At 72.6% G+C, this 16,608-nt stretch carries 17 protein-coding genes; 8 read left to right on the forward strand and 9 right to left on the reverse strand.

All coding sequences use genetic code 11. The annotated features are described in order from the left end of the window. Nucleotides 1–21: 21 nt before the first annotated feature. The 4 genes from ACGFW6_RS16800 to zapE all read right to left on the reverse strand — a co-directional run bounded on the left by ACGFW6_RS16800 (nucleotide 22) and on the right by zapE (nucleotide 3,842). Nucleotides 22–1,479, reverse strand: a complete 1,458-nt coding sequence (locus ACGFW6_RS16800; protein WP_393509523.1) for a SulP family inorganic anion transporter — start codon at nucleotides 1,477–1,479, stop codon at nucleotides 22–24. A 5-nt stretch (nucleotides 1,480–1,484) separates the two neighbouring features. After that, on the reverse strand, nucleotides 1,485–2,063 hold the full coding sequence (locus ACGFW6_RS16805; RefSeq protein ID WP_393509526.1) for a carbonic anhydrase: 579 nt from the start codon (nucleotides 2,061–2,063) through the stop codon (nucleotides 1,485–1,487). Nucleotides 2,064–2,140: 77 nt separating this feature from the next. Further along, nucleotides 2,141–2,539 carry a hypothetical protein gene (locus tag ACGFW6_RS16810; RefSeq protein ID WP_393509529.1) on the reverse strand — a complete coding sequence of 133 codons (399 nt, stop codon included), beginning with the start codon at nucleotides 2,537–2,539 and terminating at the stop codon, nucleotides 2,141–2,143. A gap of 193 nt (nucleotides 2,540–2,732) precedes the next feature. Then, nucleotides 2,733–3,842, reverse strand: coding sequence for a cell division protein ZapE (gene zapE, locus ACGFW6_RS16815; protein ID WP_393509532.1), 1,110 nt, complete (start codon nucleotides 3,840–3,842; stop codon nucleotides 2,733–2,735). Nucleotides 3,843–3,879: 37 nt separating this feature from the next. Here zapE and ACGFW6_RS16820 point away from each other — a divergent pair, with 37 nt between their 5' ends. The 5 genes from ACGFW6_RS16820 to ACGFW6_RS16840 all read left to right on the forward strand — a co-directional run bounded on the left by ACGFW6_RS16820 (nucleotide 3,880) and on the right by ACGFW6_RS16840 (nucleotide 8,479). Continuing rightward, nucleotides 3,880–4,881: a pyrimidine reductase family protein gene (locus ACGFW6_RS16820; RefSeq protein WP_393509535.1), complete on the forward strand. Its 1,002-nt coding sequence runs from the start codon at nucleotides 3,880–3,882 to the stop codon at nucleotides 4,879–4,881. Nucleotides 4,882–5,049: 168 nt separating this feature from the next. Then, nucleotides 5,050–5,505: an indole-3-glycerol phosphate synthase gene (locus ACGFW6_RS16825; protein ID WP_393509538.1), complete on the forward strand. Its 456-nt coding sequence runs from the start codon at nucleotides 5,050–5,052 to the stop codon at nucleotides 5,503–5,505. Between the two features lie 185 nt (nucleotides 5,506–5,690). After that, nucleotides 5,691–7,079 (forward strand): UDP-N-acetylmuramate--L-alanine ligase, encoded by a 1,389-nt coding sequence (gene murC / locus ACGFW6_RS16830; RefSeq protein WP_393509541.1) that lies wholly within the window; start codon nucleotides 5,691–5,693, stop codon nucleotides 7,077–7,079. A gap of 13 nt (nucleotides 7,080–7,092) precedes the next feature. Continuing rightward, nucleotides 7,093–7,500, forward strand: coding sequence for a peptide-methionine (R)-S-oxide reductase MsrB (msrB, locus tag ACGFW6_RS16835; protein ID WP_393509544.1), 408 nt, complete (start codon nucleotides 7,093–7,095; stop codon nucleotides 7,498–7,500). Nucleotides 7,501–7,732: 232 nt separating this feature from the next. Next, on the forward strand, nucleotides 7,733–8,479 hold the full coding sequence (locus tag ACGFW6_RS16840) for a PP2C family protein-serine/threonine phosphatase (RefSeq protein WP_393509547.1): 747 nt from the start codon (nucleotides 7,733–7,735) through the stop codon (nucleotides 8,477–8,479). Nucleotides 8,480–8,503: 24 nt separating this feature from the next. Here ACGFW6_RS16840 and ACGFW6_RS16845 read toward each other — a convergent pair whose 3' ends face one another. Next, the gene (locus tag ACGFW6_RS16845; protein WP_393509550.1) at nucleotides 8,504–9,592 is read right to left on the reverse strand and encodes a YbhN family protein; all 1,089 of its coding nucleotides are present in this window, start codon (nucleotides 9,590–9,592) and stop codon (nucleotides 8,504–8,506) included. Nucleotides 9,593–9,727: 135 nt separating this feature from the next. Between ACGFW6_RS16845 and ACGFW6_RS16850 the strand changes: the two genes are divergently transcribed. Continuing rightward, on the forward strand, nucleotides 9,728–10,183 hold the full coding sequence (locus ACGFW6_RS16850; RefSeq protein WP_393509553.1) for a hypothetical protein: 456 nt from the start codon (nucleotides 9,728–9,730) through the stop codon (nucleotides 10,181–10,183). A 128-nt stretch (nucleotides 10,184–10,311) separates the two neighbouring features. Continuing rightward, nucleotides 10,312–11,811, forward strand: coding sequence for a glycoside hydrolase family 3 N-terminal domain-containing protein (locus ACGFW6_RS16855; RefSeq protein ID WP_393509556.1), 1,500 nt, complete (start codon nucleotides 10,312–10,314; stop codon nucleotides 11,809–11,811). A gap of 68 nt (nucleotides 11,812–11,879) precedes the next feature. Here the strand turns inward: ACGFW6_RS16855 and ACGFW6_RS16860 are convergent, their stop codons facing one another. After that, the gene (locus ACGFW6_RS16860) at nucleotides 11,880–12,761 is read right to left on the reverse strand and encodes a MurR/RpiR family transcriptional regulator (protein ID WP_393509559.1); all 882 of its coding nucleotides are present in this window, start codon (nucleotides 12,759–12,761) and stop codon (nucleotides 11,880–11,882) included. 291 nt (nucleotides 12,762–13,052) lie between these two features. Here ACGFW6_RS16860 and ACGFW6_RS16865 point away from each other — a divergent pair, with 291 nt between their 5' ends. Next, complete coding sequence (locus ACGFW6_RS16865; RefSeq protein WP_393509562.1) at nucleotides 13,053–13,634, forward strand: hypothetical protein; 582 nt, start codon at nucleotides 13,053–13,055, stop codon at nucleotides 13,632–13,634. Between the two features lie 79 nt (nucleotides 13,635–13,713). Here ACGFW6_RS16865 and ACGFW6_RS16870 read toward each other — a convergent pair whose 3' ends face one another. The 3 genes from ACGFW6_RS16870 to ACGFW6_RS16880 form a co-directional block, all read right to left on the reverse strand. After that, nucleotides 13,714–14,463 carry a DUF4142 domain-containing protein gene (locus ACGFW6_RS16870; RefSeq protein ID WP_393509565.1) on the reverse strand — a complete coding sequence of 250 codons (750 nt, stop codon included), beginning with the start codon at nucleotides 14,461–14,463 and terminating at the stop codon, nucleotides 13,714–13,716. Nucleotides 14,464–14,680: 217 nt separating this feature from the next. Beyond that, entirely contained in the window at nucleotides 14,681–15,721 is a 1,041-nt protein-coding gene (locus tag ACGFW6_RS16875) for an alpha/beta hydrolase family protein (protein ID WP_393509568.1), read from the reverse strand. 88 nt (nucleotides 15,722–15,809) lie between these two features. Further along, a complete protein-coding gene (locus tag ACGFW6_RS16880; RefSeq protein WP_393509571.1) occupies nucleotides 15,810–16,535 on the reverse strand; it encodes a DUF4328 domain-containing protein in 726 nt (241 codons plus the stop codon). Between the last annotated feature and the right edge of the window lie 73 nt (nucleotides 16,536–16,608).

The raw sequence follows: 16,608 nt of genomic DNA on the forward strand, positions 1-16,608 counted from the left end.
GCCCCGGACCAGCGGGTCATGTCAGCGCGCGGTGACGCGTACCGGCTCCGTGCCTGCCTCGCTGTGCCGCTCGGCCCAGCTCTCCAGAGCCGTGCGGCAGGCGTGGTCGAGGTGGTGCAGTCCGGACAGGTCCACCTCCACCGGACGGTCCTGGGGCAGGGCCTCCAGGCTGTCGAGGATCTTCGGCAGCCTGAGGAAGGTCGCGTTGCCCGACAGGTACGCCTGGATGGGTCCCGCGCCCTTGTCGACGACCTCCAGTTTCACGTGCGAGGCCTCCCAGGCGGTCTTGGCGACCGACAGGGCCAGACCGATCAGCACGCCCTCGAACATGTTCACCGCGACGATCGACAGGGCGGTGACGACGAGGATCAGCGCCTCGCCGCGGTGGCTCCGCCACAAGGAGACGATCCCGCGGAACGGGATCAGCTTGAAGCCGGCGTGGACCAGGATGCCGGCCAGCGCGGGGATCGGGATCAGCGCCAGCGTGGCGGGCAGCAGCGCCGCGAACAGCAGCAGCCACACGCCGTGCATGACCCGGGACGCCTTGGTCCGCGCGCCCGCCTGGACGTTGGCGGAGCTGCGCACGATGACGGCGGTCATCGGCAGCGCGCCGAGCGCACCGCAGACGGTGTTGCCCGCGCCCTGCGCCATCAGCTCCTTGTCGTACTCGGTGCGCGGACCGTCGTGCAGGCGGTCCACGGCCGCCGCGCTGAACAGGGACTCGGCGGACGCGATGAGGGTGAAGGCGACGATCGTGGCGAGCACGCCCACGCTCGCGAGCTCGCCGAAGGCGCTCAGCGAGGGCGGCTGGACGGAGCCCAGCAGGCCCTTGACCTCGACGGTGGCCACCGGCAGGGCGAACACCGCGGCGACCAGCGTGGCGAGCCCCACGGCCGCCAGCGGGCCGGGAACGGTGCGCACGGGGCGCGGCAGCCGCTTCCACAGCACCAGTACGGCGATGGTGCCGGCGCCCAGGGCGATCGAGGCCAGGGCCTCGGTGTTTCCGGCTGCCCGGACGAGTGCCCCGGGCAGCCCGGCTATCTTCTCCAGCCCCGAGGCGGGCGCCTCGGCGTCCGCGACCGCGTAGAGCTGGCCGGCGATGAGCACCAGGCCGATACCGGCCAGCATGCCCTCGACGACGGAGACCGAGATGGCCCGGAACCAGCGCCCGAGCTTCAGGGCGCCCATGAGGAGCTGGAGCAGGCCCGTGGCGAGCACCAGCACACCGAGGACCGGCAGCCCGAACTCCTGGACGGCCTCGTAGACCAGCACCGTCAGACCGGCGGCGGGCCCGGAGACCTGGAGGCTGCTGCCGCGCATCAGCCCCGTGACGATGCCGCCGACTATGCCGGTGACGAGCCCGAGCTCGGCCGGGACTCCGGAGGCGACGGCCACGCCGACGCACAGCGGCAGCGCGACCAGGAAGACGACCAGCGAGGCGGCGAAGTCCTGCCGTATGTGGGGGAATTTGGTCAGCATGCCGATCACAGCGCCTCGAACGCGTCGGTCTCGGCGCTGTGGGCGCGCACGGCGCCCTTGTGCACCTCGTAGTACCAGGCGTGCAGGGTCAGTTGACGTTCCTTCAGCTTCTTCTCGATGAACGGGTACGAGCGCAGCCGCAGCAGCTGCGTCAGCACGTGGGCCTGGACGCCCTCGGCGACCTCCGGGTCCTCGGCCGCGCCGGAGGGGCGCGGGGTGGCGTTCGCGAGCCAGTCGCGCACGGCCGGCACGGCGTCCAGGTCGTCGCCGCGCACCAGCGCGCCGACGGCACCGCAGTGGGAGTGGCCGCAGACCACGATGTCGCGGACGCCGAGGACCTCCACGGCGTACTCGATGGTGGCCGCCTCGCTGGTGGGGTGTGCGGAGGCGTACGGCGGGACGATGTTGCCCGCCGTGCGCAGCTCGAAGAGCTCGCCGGGGCGGGCTCCCGTGATCAGGGCCGGGACGACCCGGGAATCGGAGCAGGTGATGAACAGGACCTGCGGAGACTGCCCTTCGGCGAGCCTGGCGAACTCCTCAGGGCGCTGTCCGAACATACGGGCGTTGTCGATGAGGGGCTGCATGTGTGGTGACTCCTCCTGGCGCGCCCCTGTGGGCGCGTCGGGGTTTGCATGACAGAGGTGGGGGGCTGCTCTGCTTCTCAGCAGCGGAAGACCTGGAGCGCCGCCGGGGTGTGCGACGCCGAGGGTCTCGACCTGCGGTGCTGCGCGGAGCCGGGTGGGGCGGGCGCGTGCGCGGAGGCGGGCTTCGGGTCGAGCGGCGAACGGTCGGGCGCCGAGGGCCCGTTGTCGGCAAGGCGTGCACGGTCGCGGGTGCGCAGTGGACCGGTCGGGTCCGCGGCGCCCGTGCACCCGCGGGACAGGAGGGTTTCGTCGCGCAGAGCCTTCCCGGATGGCTTCGTTCCGGGTTGAGCCTTGGCCTCGGCCTGACTGAACGTATGCGCGTATGCGAAGGAAGCGGTGGGTGCGAAGAACTGGAGGGCGAGCAGGACGGCGGCGAGGGCCGAAACCGTGGTCCTGGCCGTCGTACCTCGGAACATGCGCCTCCCTCCAGACGGTCCACACCTCATGCGCAGACCAACGCTTGGTCAATCGTTGGTCAAGAAACAGATTAGCCCGGCAAAGTTGTTTGCAGGGTTAACTTAACGTTTCAACCTGAAGAGAGCCTGAAATGCGAGGGTGGCATGGCTGGAACTCCCCCTTGAGCAGGGGGAGTTGAAGGGTGACCGGGCGTCAGTCGGTGACGAGGCCCTTGGCGTCGCGCGCCAGGGCGGTGAGCCGCGAGATGGCGCGGAAGTACTTCTTGCGGTAGCCGCCCTTCAGCATCTCCTCGCTGAAGAGCTGATCGAAGGGCAGCCCGGAGGCCAGCACCGGGACTTCACGGTCGTAGAGCCGGTCGGCGAGCACGACGAGCCGCAGCGCCGTGGACTGGTCCGGAATCGGCGCCACATCGGTGAGGCACACGGCCTTCAGACCGTCGGTCAGCGCACCGTAACGGCTGGGGTGGACGCGGGCGAGGTGCTCCAGCAGGTGCGGGAAGTCGTCGAGCGAGGCGCCCTCGGTGGCGTACGCCGCCTTGGTCACCTGTTCGTCGGAGTACGGCGCCGGCGCCTCGGGCAGACCGCGGTGGCGGTAGTCCTCGCCGTCGATGCGCAGGGCACGGAAGTGGGCCGACAGGCCCTGGATCTCGCGCAGGAAGTCGGCCGCCGCGAAGCGGCCCTCGCCGAGCTTGCCGGGCAGCGTGTTGGAGGTGGCGGCGAGCGCCACGCCCGCGTCGACGAGCTTGCCGAGCAGCGTGGAGACGAGGACGGTGTCGCCCGGGTCGTCGAGCTCGAACTCGTCGATGCACAGCAGGCGGTGGCCGGAGAGGGTCTGCACGGTCTGCTGGAAGCCGAGGGCGCCGACCAGGTTCGTCAGCTCCACGAACGTGCCGAACGCCTTCAGGGACGGCTCGGCCGGGGTGGCGTGCCAGAGCGAGGCGAGCAGGTGGGTCTTGCCGACGCCGTAGCCGCCGTCGAGGTAGACGCCGCGAGGCCCGGCCGGGGTCTTGGGGGCCTTGGACCGGCCGAACCCGAGGAAGCCGCGCTTGGCCTTGCCCGCGCCGCTCGCGTGGGCTCCGCCGAGCCCGCCCGCGAAGTCCTCCAGGACACCGACCGCCTCGGTCTGGCTGGGCTGGTTCGGGTCCGGGATGTAGGTGCTGAAGCGGACCGAGTCGAAGCGGGGCGGCGGCACCATCTCGGCGACCAGCCGGTCCGCGGGCACGCGCGGCTCGCGGGCGCACAGGGACAGCGGGCTCGCTTCGGCTATCGCGCTCGGCTTGGAGGCGGCTGTGGAGGACGACACGGGTCACCATGTTAGGCGCCGTGCCACACTCCTTGACATGCGACGCCTGTTCCCTGTGACCGACGAAACAGCAGCGAGGCCCTCCGGCGGTGCGGCCGGGGACGACGGGAGTGGAGCTGCCGGAGACGGGCCCGTGGCCGGTGCGGCCGACGAGGCGACCGGCGGCGGGCCGGGCGGCCTGGCCGGTGGCGGTGCCCGGGCGGACGCGGATGCCGAGGCCCTCGGCACGGGGGCGGCCGGGGAGGGGGCCGTCCCGGAGCGCGGTGCGCGCGGTGGTGCCGCAGGCTTTCCCGGCGGCGATCTCGTCGACCGTGAGTGGAGCCTCGCCGAGCTCGCCGTCGCCTATGCCTATCCGGAGCCCGGTCCCGGTGACCCGCAGCCCTGGCTGCGGGCCAACATGGTGTCCACGCTGGACGGGGCCGCCCAGCACGACGGCCGTTCGCAGCCCATCTCCACCGCGGCCGACATGCGGATCTTCGGCACCCTGCGGGCGCTGGCGGACGTCGTGATCGTCGGCGCTGAAACGGTACGGCAGGAGGGCTACCGGCCGGCACGCGCGCGTGCGGAGTTCGCCGAGGCGCGCCGGGCGGCCGGGCAGGGGCCCGCGCCCGCCATCGCGGTGATCAGCGCGAGCCTCGACCTGGACTTCGGCCTGCCGCTGTTCACCTCGCCGTCGGTGCCCACCCTGGTCCTGACCGGCGCCGCCGCGGCCCCCGACCGGATGGCGGCCGCGGAGAAGGCCGGTGCCCGGGTGGTGATCGCCGGTGACGGCGTCGGCGTGGACCCCGTCCGGGTCGTCCAGGCCCTCGCCGAGCTCGGGTGCACGCGGCTGCTGACGGAGGGCGGGCCGCGGCTGCTGGGTCAGCTCGTGGCCTCCGGAGTGCTCGACGAGCTCTGTCTGACGATCTCCCCGATGCTCACCGCCGGAGACGCCCAGCGCATCGCCGGCGGCCCCTCGGTGGCGGTCCCGAAACGGTTCGAGCTGGTGTCCCTGCTGGAGGAGGAGGGCTTTCTGTTCGGTCGCTACCGGCGGACGTGAGGTTAGACGGCTCGGAAATGGGTTCTATGGATTCCGTGATCCTGAAAACGGCGGAATCCGCCGTTCCGTTTAGCTTCCGCCGGGCACACTAAAACTCGCAGTCCCCGTGCCGGCGCGGGGCAGGATGGTTTCCGCAGAAGGGGCGCCCCGGTGTTCACAAGCGTTTTGATGATCGAGAAGGCCCTGACGTCCGCCGACGTGGAGTTCGTCACCACTTTGCACGGTGACGAGGAGGTCGCCTTTCATGTGCTGCTCCAGCCGCGCGGCGAGCAGGCCGACAGGTTGCTGCGCGCCATCGACGACATCGCGCTCGGCGAGTTGGACGAGGCCGTCCGGGAGGGCAGCACCCCGGAGGGGGAGGAGGCCCTGAGCACGGGGGAACGGGCGCTGGAGGTGTCGCTCACGGCGCTGCGCACGGCAGGCGCGGAGGCGGACGGGCGCCTGCTGGAGGACCATCCGCTGGACGCGCTCAGGTCCGTGGTGGACGAGGTGCACGCGGACGAGGTCATCGTGCTGACCGACCCCCACTACGTGGAGGAGTTCTTCCACCGGGACTGGGCTTCGAGGGCCCGGCACAAGGTGGGGGTGCCGGTGCTGAAGCTGTTCTCGCACAGCACGGCCTAGCCGCTCGCCGGGGAGCGCCGTGGCGGCCGGGGTGAACGGCCGGGTGCCGGTCGTCCGCGGCTGGCCGCCCGGTTCGCCGCGCCCCCCTGGGTGGGCACCGGTCCCGGTGTCCCCTGCGCGGGGAGGACCTCCTCACCCCATAGGCTGGGGCCTCACCGTCCTATCGCAATCCTGGGAGAACACACATGGCACCCGGCATTCCCACCGCCATGGACCGACCGCACTTCATCGGCATCGGCGGGGCCGGGATGTCGGGGATCGCGAAGATTCTCGCGCAGCGCGGGGCCGAGGTGGCCGGCAGCGACGCCAGGGAGTCCGCGACCGCCGAGGCGCTGCGGGCCCTCGGCGCGACCGTGCACATCGGGCACGCCACCGAGCACCTCGCCGACGACGCCAGCTGTGTCGTGGTGTCGTCGGCGATCCGGCAGGACAACCCCGAACTGGCCCGCGCCGCCGAGCTGGGGATCCCCGTGGTGCACCGCTCCGACGCGCTCGCCGCGCTGATGGGCGGGCTGCGTCCGATCGCCGTCGCCGGCACGCACGGCAAGACGACCACGACGTCGATGCTCGCGGTCTCCCTGACCGAGCTGGGTCTGAAGCCGTCGTACGCCATCGGCGGCGACCTGGACGCCCCCGGCTCGAACGCCCTGCACGGCGACGGCGACATCTTCGTCGCCGAGGCGGACGAGTCGGACCGCAGCTTCCACAAGTACGCGCCCGAGGTCGCGATCGTCCTGAACGTGGAGCTCGACCACCACGCGAACTACGCGTCGATGGACGAGATCTACGAGTCCTTCGTGACGTTCGCCGACCGCATCGTCGAGGGCGGGACGCTGGTGATCTCGGCGGACCAGGACGGAGCCCGCGAGCTGACCCGGCAGGTCGCCGGGACCGTGCGGACGGTGACGTACGGCGAGGCCGAGGACGCCGACGTACGGGTGCTGTCCATCGTCGCGCAGGGCCTGAAGAGCCAGGTCACCGTGGTGCTGGACGGCCAGGAGCTCACCTTCGCGGTCTCCGTCCCCGGCCGGCACTACGCCCTCAACGCCGTCGCCGCCCTCGCGGCGGGCGCGGCCCTCGGCGTCCCCGCCGCGGAACTGGCCCCGGCGCTCGCCGCGTACACCGGCGTCAAGCGGCGCCTCCAGCTGAAGGGCGAGGCCGCGGGCGTCCAGGTCATCGACTCCTACGCGCACCACCCGACCGAGATGACCGCCGACCTGGAGGCGATGCGGGCCGCCGCCGGTGACGCCCGGATCGTGGTCGTCTACCAGCCCCACCTGTTCTCCCGCACCCAGGAGCTCGGCAAGGAGATGGGCGACGCCCTCGCCCTGGCCGACGCCTCGCTGGTCCTGGACATCTACCCGGCCCGTGAGGACCCGATCCCCGGCGTCACCAGCGAGCTGATCATCGAGGCGGCCCGGGCGGCCGGCGCCGAGGTCACGGCGGTGCCCGACAAGGGCGAGGTGCCCTCGCTGGTCGCGGGAATGGCGAAGCCCGGTGATCTCGTTCTCACCATGGGCGCGGGCGATGTCACCGACCTCGGCCCGCTCATCCTGGACCGCCTGTCGAAGTGAGGGGCACATACTCATGTCGTACGACGTCGAAAAGCCGGACGAGCAGTGGCGCGCGGAGCTGACCCCGGCCGAGTACGCCGTTCTGCGCCAGGCCGGCACGGAGCCCGCCTTCACCGGTGAGTACACCAACACCAAGGAGAAGGGCGTCTACTCCTGCCGTGCCTGCGGCGCCGAGCTCTTCACCTCCACCACCAAGTTCGAGTCGCACTGCGGCTGGCCGTCCTTCTACGACCCGAAGGACACCGACGCGGTCGAGCTCATCGAGGACCGCTCGCACGGCATGGTCCGCACCGAGGTGCGGTGCGCCCGCTGCGGCTCCCACCTCGGGCACGTCTTCGAGGGCGAGGGCTACGCGACCCCGACCGACCAGCGGTACTGCATCAACAGCATCTCGCTCCGGATGACACCGGACGAGGACTGACCGACGGCCCGCGGGTGCCCGGGGCGACACCGCTCCGGACACCCCGGCCGGGAGATGTTCCCCGTCCGCGCCCCCGGCGTGAGGCGATGACGAGCTCCCGGGCAAGGTCGCGTCACCCGCGGGGCGCGGGTGCGCTGGCACGGGAGATGCGGGTGTTCCTAGACTCGTAATCCGGAGGCGGGCCGGAGGGCCGGCCGGTGTCGTGATCCGTGCGGGAAGGCGGTGGCGGCTTGTGCCGTACGTCGCTGTGAGTGCGATCAGCCATCCCGGACTGCTGCGTGAGCGGAACGAGGACAGTCTCGTCGTCGGGCCGTGGACGCTGTGCGGCACGGTGACCGAGAATCCGCAGACCCTGGTCTTTCCGCTCGGTACCCCGTTGGTCGTGGCCGTCGCCGACGGGCTGGGCGGGCATCCCGGCGGGGAGGTGGCCAGTTCCCTGGTCGCCCGGCAGCTCGCGGCGCTGGGGCCGGCTCTGACCAGCGAGGTCGCCGTCCGTGACGCCGTGAACGCGTGCAACCGCGCCGTCTACCAGGCCGCCGGCGGTGAAGAGGAGACCGCGCTCACCGCCATGGGGACGACGGTCGCGGGCGTCGTCGTGCAGTCCGACTCGGTGCTGGTGTTCAACGTCGGCGACAGCCAGGTCTTCGCGGCCGGCGGCGACGGGCTGCGCCAGGTGAGCGTCGACGACAATCCGCCGCACCCGCCCGGCCGGACCGTCTCCCTGGTCACCCAGTGCCTGGGCGGCTCGCCCACCTACCGTGCCGTCCAGCCCCATGTCACGTCCGAGCGCCCGGCACCCGACGAGCGGTACCTGATCTGCTCGGACGGCCTCACGGACCCGGTGCCCACGGACGTCCTGGACGAGATCCTCGGCGAGCACGACGACGGCCGGGCGGCCTTCGAGCTGTGGAAGGCCGCCATCGAGGCCGGGGGGCCCGACAACATCACGGTCGCCGTGGTGCGGATCGGGCAGGAGTAGCCGCGCCCACCAGGCCCCCGGCGGTCAGAGGATCTTGCGCTGGACCATGATCGAGAGCACCAGCGCGCCGGGCAGCAGCGGGACCCAGACCGTCAGGACGCGGTACCCGATGACCGTCGCCGCGGCCAGGCCCATCGGGGCGCCGAACGTGACCATCGTGAACACCAGCGCCGCGTCCACCGGACCGATGCCGCCGGGCGCGGGTACGGCGCCGACGGCCGTGCTCGCGAGGAGGAGGGCCAGGGTCACCTGCGTCCAGGACAGCGGCAGGCCCAGCGCGAACCCGACCGAGGCGATCACGCTCGCCTGCAGCAGCGGGGTGGCCGCCGCGCCGCCCCAGAGCGCGAGGACGCGGCTCGGGCGGGTGTGCAGCAGCCGCGCGTCGGTCAGGGCGGTGCGTACGAAGCCGAGGAGGGGGCGGCGCAGCGCCCGTACGGTCGTCATGAGTACGGCCGCCGTCACGAGGGCCGTCACCACGCCCGCGGCCACCAGGACCAGCGTCCGCCGGTCCGGGACGAGTTCGCCCAGGTGCAGCAGCTCGGGGAAGGCCACGAGGAAGCCGAGCAGCACGGCCGTCTTCGCCACCGGCTTGGCCAGCGAGTACAGCGCGAGCGACGCGGTGCCCCGGGCCAGCGGTATGCCCTGGTTCTGCAGGAAGCGCAGCGTGACGGCGTGGGCGCCGATGGACGCCGGCAGGACGTGGTTGGCGGCGCCGGCCGCGAACTGCGAGGCCAGCAGCGGGCCCGGCGGCAGCCGGTCGGGTATCGCCCCTTGGCGGACCACCGCGGCGACGACCCAGCCCGTGCAGGTGAAGAACAGGCCGGCCAGCAGCCACCACGGGTCGGCCGAGAGGAGCCGGGCGGCGCCGTCACGAACGGTGTGCCAGTCGGCCGCCGCCCATGCCCCGATCAGCAGCAGGGGGAGCAGCGTCAGCGCGTGACGGGCGAGGCTCGACGGGGCGAAGGGGGAGTGGACGGGGGTGAGCGGGGAGCGGGTACCCGCGTCGGCTGGGGCGGCCGAGGCGGCGGGGGCGGCCGACAGGGCAGCGACCGCGGGGACGGGGCAGGCGGGCAGCGGTCCGGGGAGATCGCTGAGCGGGAGCGAGGAGGACACGGCGCGGTCGTCCTTCCGCGTCGCACCCGCGCGGACGCGAGCGGACGGCTAGAGGGCGAGGGCAGGAGGGGACGACGGCAACGTGCCCGCCCGGCGTGACGCGCCGGTGTCCGGCAGCCGACGCGGCGTCGGCGGATGAGCGACGCGACCGGGGACATCTCCGTGCTGTGTGTGGCGAGGGGCGTGTGGTGTGGGTGGGGTGAGGGGGTGGTGGGGGTCTTGGCGGGCGTGGACGCGGGAGCGGGGGCGGGCCGCGGCCGGGGTGGTGCGGCCGGTGCCGGGCTCGGCCGCCGGAGCGGGGCCGGGCTGCGCCGAGGCGGCAGGAAGTCCGACGAGTGGGGCTTCTGGGAGTTCCTCAGTTGGGAGAACGCCGACAAGTACCACGCGGACCTGATCATGATCGACAACCGGTCCACGTCCCTGAGCGCCGAGGAGCTCGCCGAGAAGCGGACCTGGCGGCAACTGCCCGCCGTCAAGGCGGGACAGACCGTGCCCTGGGCCATGGAGGAGCGCTACGGCTACGCCGGGTACGCCCCCGTGCTGGAGCAGCTCGCGGACGCCGTGCGGAAGGCCGGGAAGCTCTCCGCGTGACGGGCCGCCGTCGACGGCCGGGCCCCGGGACGGCCGCCGGCGAGGCCGATTGTCCGCATGCCGAGCGGCTGAATCAGTCATCCACCGGAAGGTTGACTTTCGGCTGACCGATCCAGAGCATTACCGGGGTGAGCCCCGTCGAGCACACGTCCCTCGGGTCGACCGCACTGCCGGCCGACCTGGACGAAGCCGCCCACCGCTGCCTCGTCGCCGGGTTCGACGGTGCCACGACCGTCCCGGACGCGCTCAAGGAGCTCATCGACCGCGGACTCGGCGGCGTCATCCTCTTCACCCGCAACATACGCGACGCCGCGCAGGTGCGCCGCCTCACGGACGAGCTGCGCGCGCTGCGCCCCGACCTCCTCGTCGCCATCGACAACGAGGGCGGCGGCATCGGCCACCTCGGCGCGGCCGGCGCCCCGGAGGTCCCCGGCTCCTACGCCCTCGGCGTCGTCGACGACCCGAACCTCACCGCCCGCTGCGCCGACGCGCTCGCCGCGCACCTGGCCACCCTCGGCATCACCGTCTCCTACGCCCCCGTCGCCGACCTCCAGCACCGGCCGGACAACCCGATCGTGCGCACCCGCTCCTTCGGCGCCGATCCCGAGGCGGTCGCCCGCCACCTGCGCGCCTGGATCACCGCGACCGAGGCCCGCGGCGTGGCGTCCTGCGCCAAGCACTTCCCGGGCCACGGCGGCACCGCCACCGACAGTCACCACGGCACGGCGGTCGATCCGCGGCCGTACGAGGCGCTCCAGGCCGATCTCGAACCGTTCCGCGAGGCCGTCGCCGCGGGTGTGCCGATGCTGATGAGCGCCCATGTCGTCTTCCCGGCCCTGGACCCCGGCCGGCCCGCCACGCTCAGCCGGCGCATCCTTGGTGACCTGCTCCGCCACGACCTCGGCTTCGACGGCGTCCTCGTCGGCGACGCGCTGGAGATGAAGGCCATCGCCGACGAGTACGGCCAGGCGGCCGGCGCCCGCATCGCGCTCGCCGCCGGCGCGGACCAGGTGATCATCGCCGTCGGGGACCTGAACGTCACCCTGGACTGCCGGGACGCCGTGCTCGACGCGGTGCGTACCGGTGTGCTCGCGCCCGAGCGGGTCGGGGAGGCGGCCCGACGGGTGCGACGGCTCGCCGAGCGGTACGCGACCCCGCCCACCACGACGACCGTGCCGGCGCCGGCAGCCGGGGGCGCCGGGCTCGGCCTCCGAGCCGCCCGCCGGGCCGTACGGAGCCGGGGTGTACCGCCCGCCGCGCGCGGGGCCCATGTCGTCGACCTCTTCCCGCCGCCGCACCCCGGGCTCAACTGGGGCGGCGAGGACCTGCTCAACGAGGTGCGCGCCGTCGACCCCACGGCCACCGGGACCGCCGTGACCGGGGAGTGCGCGGACCCGGACGCCCTGGTCGAGGGGATCGTGCGCCGCTGCGGTGCCGCCCCGCTGGTCGTGGCCACCTGCGACGCCGGGCTGCATCCCTGGCAAGTGCGCCTGCGCGACGCCCTGTTGGACCGGCGACCGGACGCGGTGCTCGTGGACACGGGACTGCCCGACGGCGGCGTGCTGCACTCCTACGGGCGGGGGCGGGTCAATCTGCGCGCGCTGGCCGAGGTGCTGGCGGGCGCCTGACGCGCGGTACGCGACGGGCGCTTGAGCCGGGTGGGGCGTTGTGTCACCGACTCCCCTGGACGCCCGGCTCAGCGTGAGCGCCGGGACTTCACGCTGTGCTGCGGGGCGATGTGGTCCGTGAGGGCCAGCGAGGCGCTCGCGCGCTGGTAGGAGAGCTGGGCGACCCGGACGTAGAGACAGTCGAGCAGCACCAGGACCGAGTGCCGGCTGCCGATGCCGGTGAGGAAGCCGGTCTCCGAGGCGGTCGACACGAGCCGGATGTCGGCGACCCGGGCGAGTGCCGAGCGCGGGTCGGAGGTGACCGCGACGGTCGTGGCGCCGCGCTTCTTGGCCAGCTCCAGCGGTTCGACCGTCTCCCGGGTGGCCCCGGAGTGCGAGATGCCGATGGCCAGGTCCGCCGGGGTGAGCAGCGCGGCGGAGGTGGCGGCCGCGTGCACCTCGGTCCAGCCGCGCACCGCGCAGCCGATCCGGAACAGCCGGGTCTCGGTCTCCCGCGCCACGGCCGCGCTGCCGCCGGCCCCGTACACGTCGATCCGGCGGGCCCGCGCCGCCGCCTGCGCGGCCCGCTCGATCGCGTCGAGGTCGATGCGGTCGATGGTCTGCTGCACCGCGCGCAGGTTCGTGCTGCCCACGACCTGCACGACCCGCTCCAGGGAGTCGTCGGGGGAGATCTCCGGGCCGGTCTCGGCGGTGCCCCGGTCGGAGACCTGACCCCGGCCGCGTTCCTGGGCCAGCTCGATCAGCAGATGCTGGTAGGAGTCGAGGCCCACGGCGCGGCAGAAGCGGGTCACCGTCGCCTGGGAGGTGCCGGTGCGACGGCCCAGCTCGGCGGCCGAACAGTGGGTGACGGCGGCCGGATCCTCCAGGACCAGCTCGCCCACCTTCCGCAGGGAGCCCGCCAGCTTCGGCAGCTCGGTGCGGATCAGTGCGGTGACGTCCGTCGGCGGCATGAGGAGAAGGTAACAGCCACCGTATGTCTCCTCGCCTGAATACCAGGACCGAAGCGGCGGCCCGGCATCGGCCGTGGCGACGCCGCGGTGCCCCACCCTCCGGCGGGTGATTCGGTGATTCACCGGTGACATCGCACGGGGTGGGTTCGGCCCGGGCGGCGTCATGGTGAATGGAATCACCGAAGGATGCGCGAGATGCTGAATGCTTCATTCAGGAGCGGCTCGACCGACGCGGCAGGGTCAACAGGCGCACACTGGAAGGGTGCTGTCGGTGCTCAAGGGGGTGTCGGCATGGCTGTGTCCGAGTGCACGAAGGTGCGTTGGTGGCGGTGGCGGCGCAATCCGCTGCGGCGGCGAAGTGACGTCATCGAGGCGTGGGTCGTCCTGTGCGGATGGCTGCTGGCGCTGGTCGGCGCCGTCCTCGGGGGACTCGCGGCGGCGGACGCGGTCGTGCGCTCGGCGGAGCACCAGCGGGCCCAGAGCCACAAGGTGACGGCCGTCCTCGTGAAGGACGCGGAGGATCCGGGGCCGGCGCGGGTGACCACCGACCATCTGGTGTGGGCCACCGTCCGCTGGACCGACCCGGACGGCGCGACGCGCACGGACGACGCGCGGGTGCCGCCCCACATGAAGGCAGGCGGCAAGGTCGAGGTGTGGACGGACCGCAGCGGAGTCCTGCCCAAGGAGCCCCTGACGGAGACCGAGATGCTGCTGCACGCGGTCGCCGGCGGCATCCTGGCCGGGGCGGGCACCGCGGGCCTGGTGCTGGGGTCCGCCTGGGTGGTCCGGCTCGGCATCGAGCGGCGGCGGCTGGACCAGTGGGCCGCCGAGTGGGAGCGGCTGGACACACCGTGGGGATGGAAGACCGGCTGAGCGGGTGCGATCGGATGGGAGCGGGGCCCCGGAGCGACTCCGGGGCCCCGCTCATCCGACGGTCACCGTCACCCGGCGATCACTTGACGTCCGCACTCGGCAGGGCCGTGGGGGACGCGGTGTTCAGGTCCTCCAGACCCTTGGGGATGGCGAGCGTGAGGACCGGTGAGCCCGGCTGGGGAGCGGGCGGCGTCATCTGGTCCTTGGGGAGCTTCGGCGGGGTGGTCTGCTGGAAGTTGTTCGCGTCGAAGTTCACCATGCCGGTCTTCTCCAGGATCGTCATGTGGTCGAGCACGGTGTCGTTCGCCAGGTCCGCGAGTTGACGGACCAGCGTGTTCTGCGTGGTGCCCCGGATCTTCGCGATCGCCGGGAAGATCTGGCCGTGCGTCACCCGCATGATCGCGACACCCGTGGCGTCGAACTCCTTGCCCGTCTTGGAGTCCACCGTCGCCACGAACTGCTGCTGTTGCGGGCTCGCCTGGTTGGGCAGGGTGATGTTCAGCTCGGACGCGAGCTTGCGGCAGGCGAGGTCGAGCCGGGCGTGTCCGACGACCAGGTGCTGGCCGGCCTCCTTCATCTCCGGAGTCGTCCCGCGCTGCATCGCCATCATGCCCAGCGGGTGCTCCCACAGACCGGCGGCCCGGACCTTGACGACGAAGTCCCGGTCGGCCTCGGTCAGCGGGCCGTACTGCGTGTTCGCGATGACGCGGTCCTGGTTGGCGGAGGTGGTCTCCACGCCCAGCATGGCCGGGTAGGCCAGCGCGGAGAGGGTGAGGACGAGCGCGCCTCCCACGAAGACGGTTCCTACCATGCGGCGCGAGATGGGCATCGTGCCTCCTGACGTGAGCGGCTTGGTCTCCAGGAGGTACGGATGGAACGCGCGAAACAATCACCGCCGCGGGAAAAAACTTGCGGCCCGCTGTGCGTCGTCCGTCACAGTCGCCCGCGAACCGTGCGGCGGACCCCGGCCGTTGGGGCGGGACCGGTGGTGCCCGGGAGGCCGCCGAGGCCGGGGACGGCCCGGCCGTCCCCGCTCTCCCGGCCGGTCAACGCAGGTTCCGGTCGAAGAAGTTCATCGTGACGTCCATCGAGTCCGCCCACCGCGGCCCGAAGGTGTGCCCCTCGCCCCGGTACGTCCGCAGCTCCACGTCCTTGCCGGCCTTCTCGAACGCCGCGACCGTCGCCCTCGTCCAGGCCAGGGGACAGGTGTCGTCGGCGGTGCCGTGGTGGATCAGCAGGGGCTCGGTGACCCGGTCGACGTAGGTGACGGGTGAGACCCGGCGCCAGAACTCGGGGTTCTCCTCGGGCGTGCCGTGCGCGGCCTCGATCTCCTCGACGAGCGGGTCGCCCTCGGGCCGCTGGAACTGGTCGATGTTCTCCTGCGGACGCGAGCTGACCGGCGCGTAGACCACCGCGGCGTCGACCAGCCCCGGGGCCACGACCAGCGCGTTGTACACGACCCCGCCGCCCATCGACCGCCCGAGCAGACCGATCCGCCCGTCGTCGATGTCCGGCCGGGAGGCGGAGCGCAGGGCGTGCACGGCGTTGATGACGTCCTCGGTGTAGCCCAGCCGCAGGTTGACGTCGTTGTCGGGGTCGTCGTCGGAGCCCGCGTGGTCGCGGTAGTCGGTGTGCAGGACCACATAGCCGTTCCGGGCGAGGACGTCCTGCTCGCGGGGCATGCCGCGGCCGGTGGTGTAGACGTCGGGGTCGATGTATCCGTGTGCCAGGACCAGCGCCGGGAACGGCCCCTCGCCCCGGGGCACGTTCATGATCCCCGAGATCGTCAGGCCGTTCGACCGGTAGGTGACCGCGTACTGCGTATAGGCGTCGGTGCGCACCCGCACGGCACCGAGCCGCAGATCCGAGCCGCGGTGCTCGCGCTCCATCAGCGCCGGAAGGGAGACCGGGTCGACGGGGCCGGGTGAGACCGAGCCCGTCGCGCCGGGGGTCTCGCTCTCGCTGTGGACCGACGCCGAAGGCGTACGCACGGCCGCGGCACCCTCGCCGTCACTCCCGGTGCAGCCCACCGCGACCACCAGCGCCAGCCCGCCGGCGAGACCGCCGAGGCCCCGTAGTGACCGCATGGGGTCGAGTATGGCGCGAATCGGGGAGGACGGCTCTGCGGGAGCGGGGCCGGGTGCCGCTCCCGCGGATTGCCCGGTGGGACCGCGCTCAGGCCGCCGGCGCCTTGACGACCGCGCCCCCGTACGGTCCCTCCGCCGCCTTGAACCGCTGCATCGTGGTCAGCCGGATGGCGAAGTACATGGCGGCAGCGGCGGCGGCGATGTGGAGCGCGTCGGCCGCCATGTACTGCCCGACGCCGTCCCGGATCTCCGTCAAGGTCTCGGCGTTCTTGTACTTCGTGCCGGCGAAACGGTTGAACAGAACGCTGAAGACGAACAGGCCCCACCACAGGTTCACCGGCCACAGCCGTGCCCGGAAGCGCTCGCCCTCGGCCGGCAGCGGAGTGGCGGCGCCCCACATGTCGACGGCGACGCGGTACGGCAGCCAGAGGTTCGCCAGGGGGATCAGCCAGGCGCCGATGGCCCAGCCGGGGCCGTTGCGGAACCGGTCCGGGGCCATGAGACCTGTGTTGCGGCGCATGCGGAAGAACCAGACGACGAAGGCGATCGCCGCCGGCAGGTACACGATGACCTGGTACCTCGCGGCCGTGTCGTACAGCGAGGCGGCGGACTCCAGGTCGTTCTGCGGCGCCGTGAGGAAACCGCCGTCTCCCTCGAACACCGCCCGGAGCCGCCAGCCGGCGAACAGGCTGAACACATCGCAGAGAGCGGCCAGAGCCAGCCCCGCCACGGCTACAACCAGCAGGCCGACGGACGATTCGGGTCTGCCGGACGGCAGCTGCGGACGCGGACGCAGGTCATTGGAAGCGGACATGGTGATGAGCCCCCCACGGGCGAGAAGAGAAGAGACACCGGCCGCGGAACAGCACGCGGCCGAGGCACGATAC

The organism is Streptomyces sp. Y7 (genome assembly GCF_043195415.1).
In the GTDB taxonomy this organism is placed as follows: domain Bacteria; phylum Actinomycetota; class Actinomycetes; order Streptomycetales; family Streptomycetaceae; genus Streptomyces.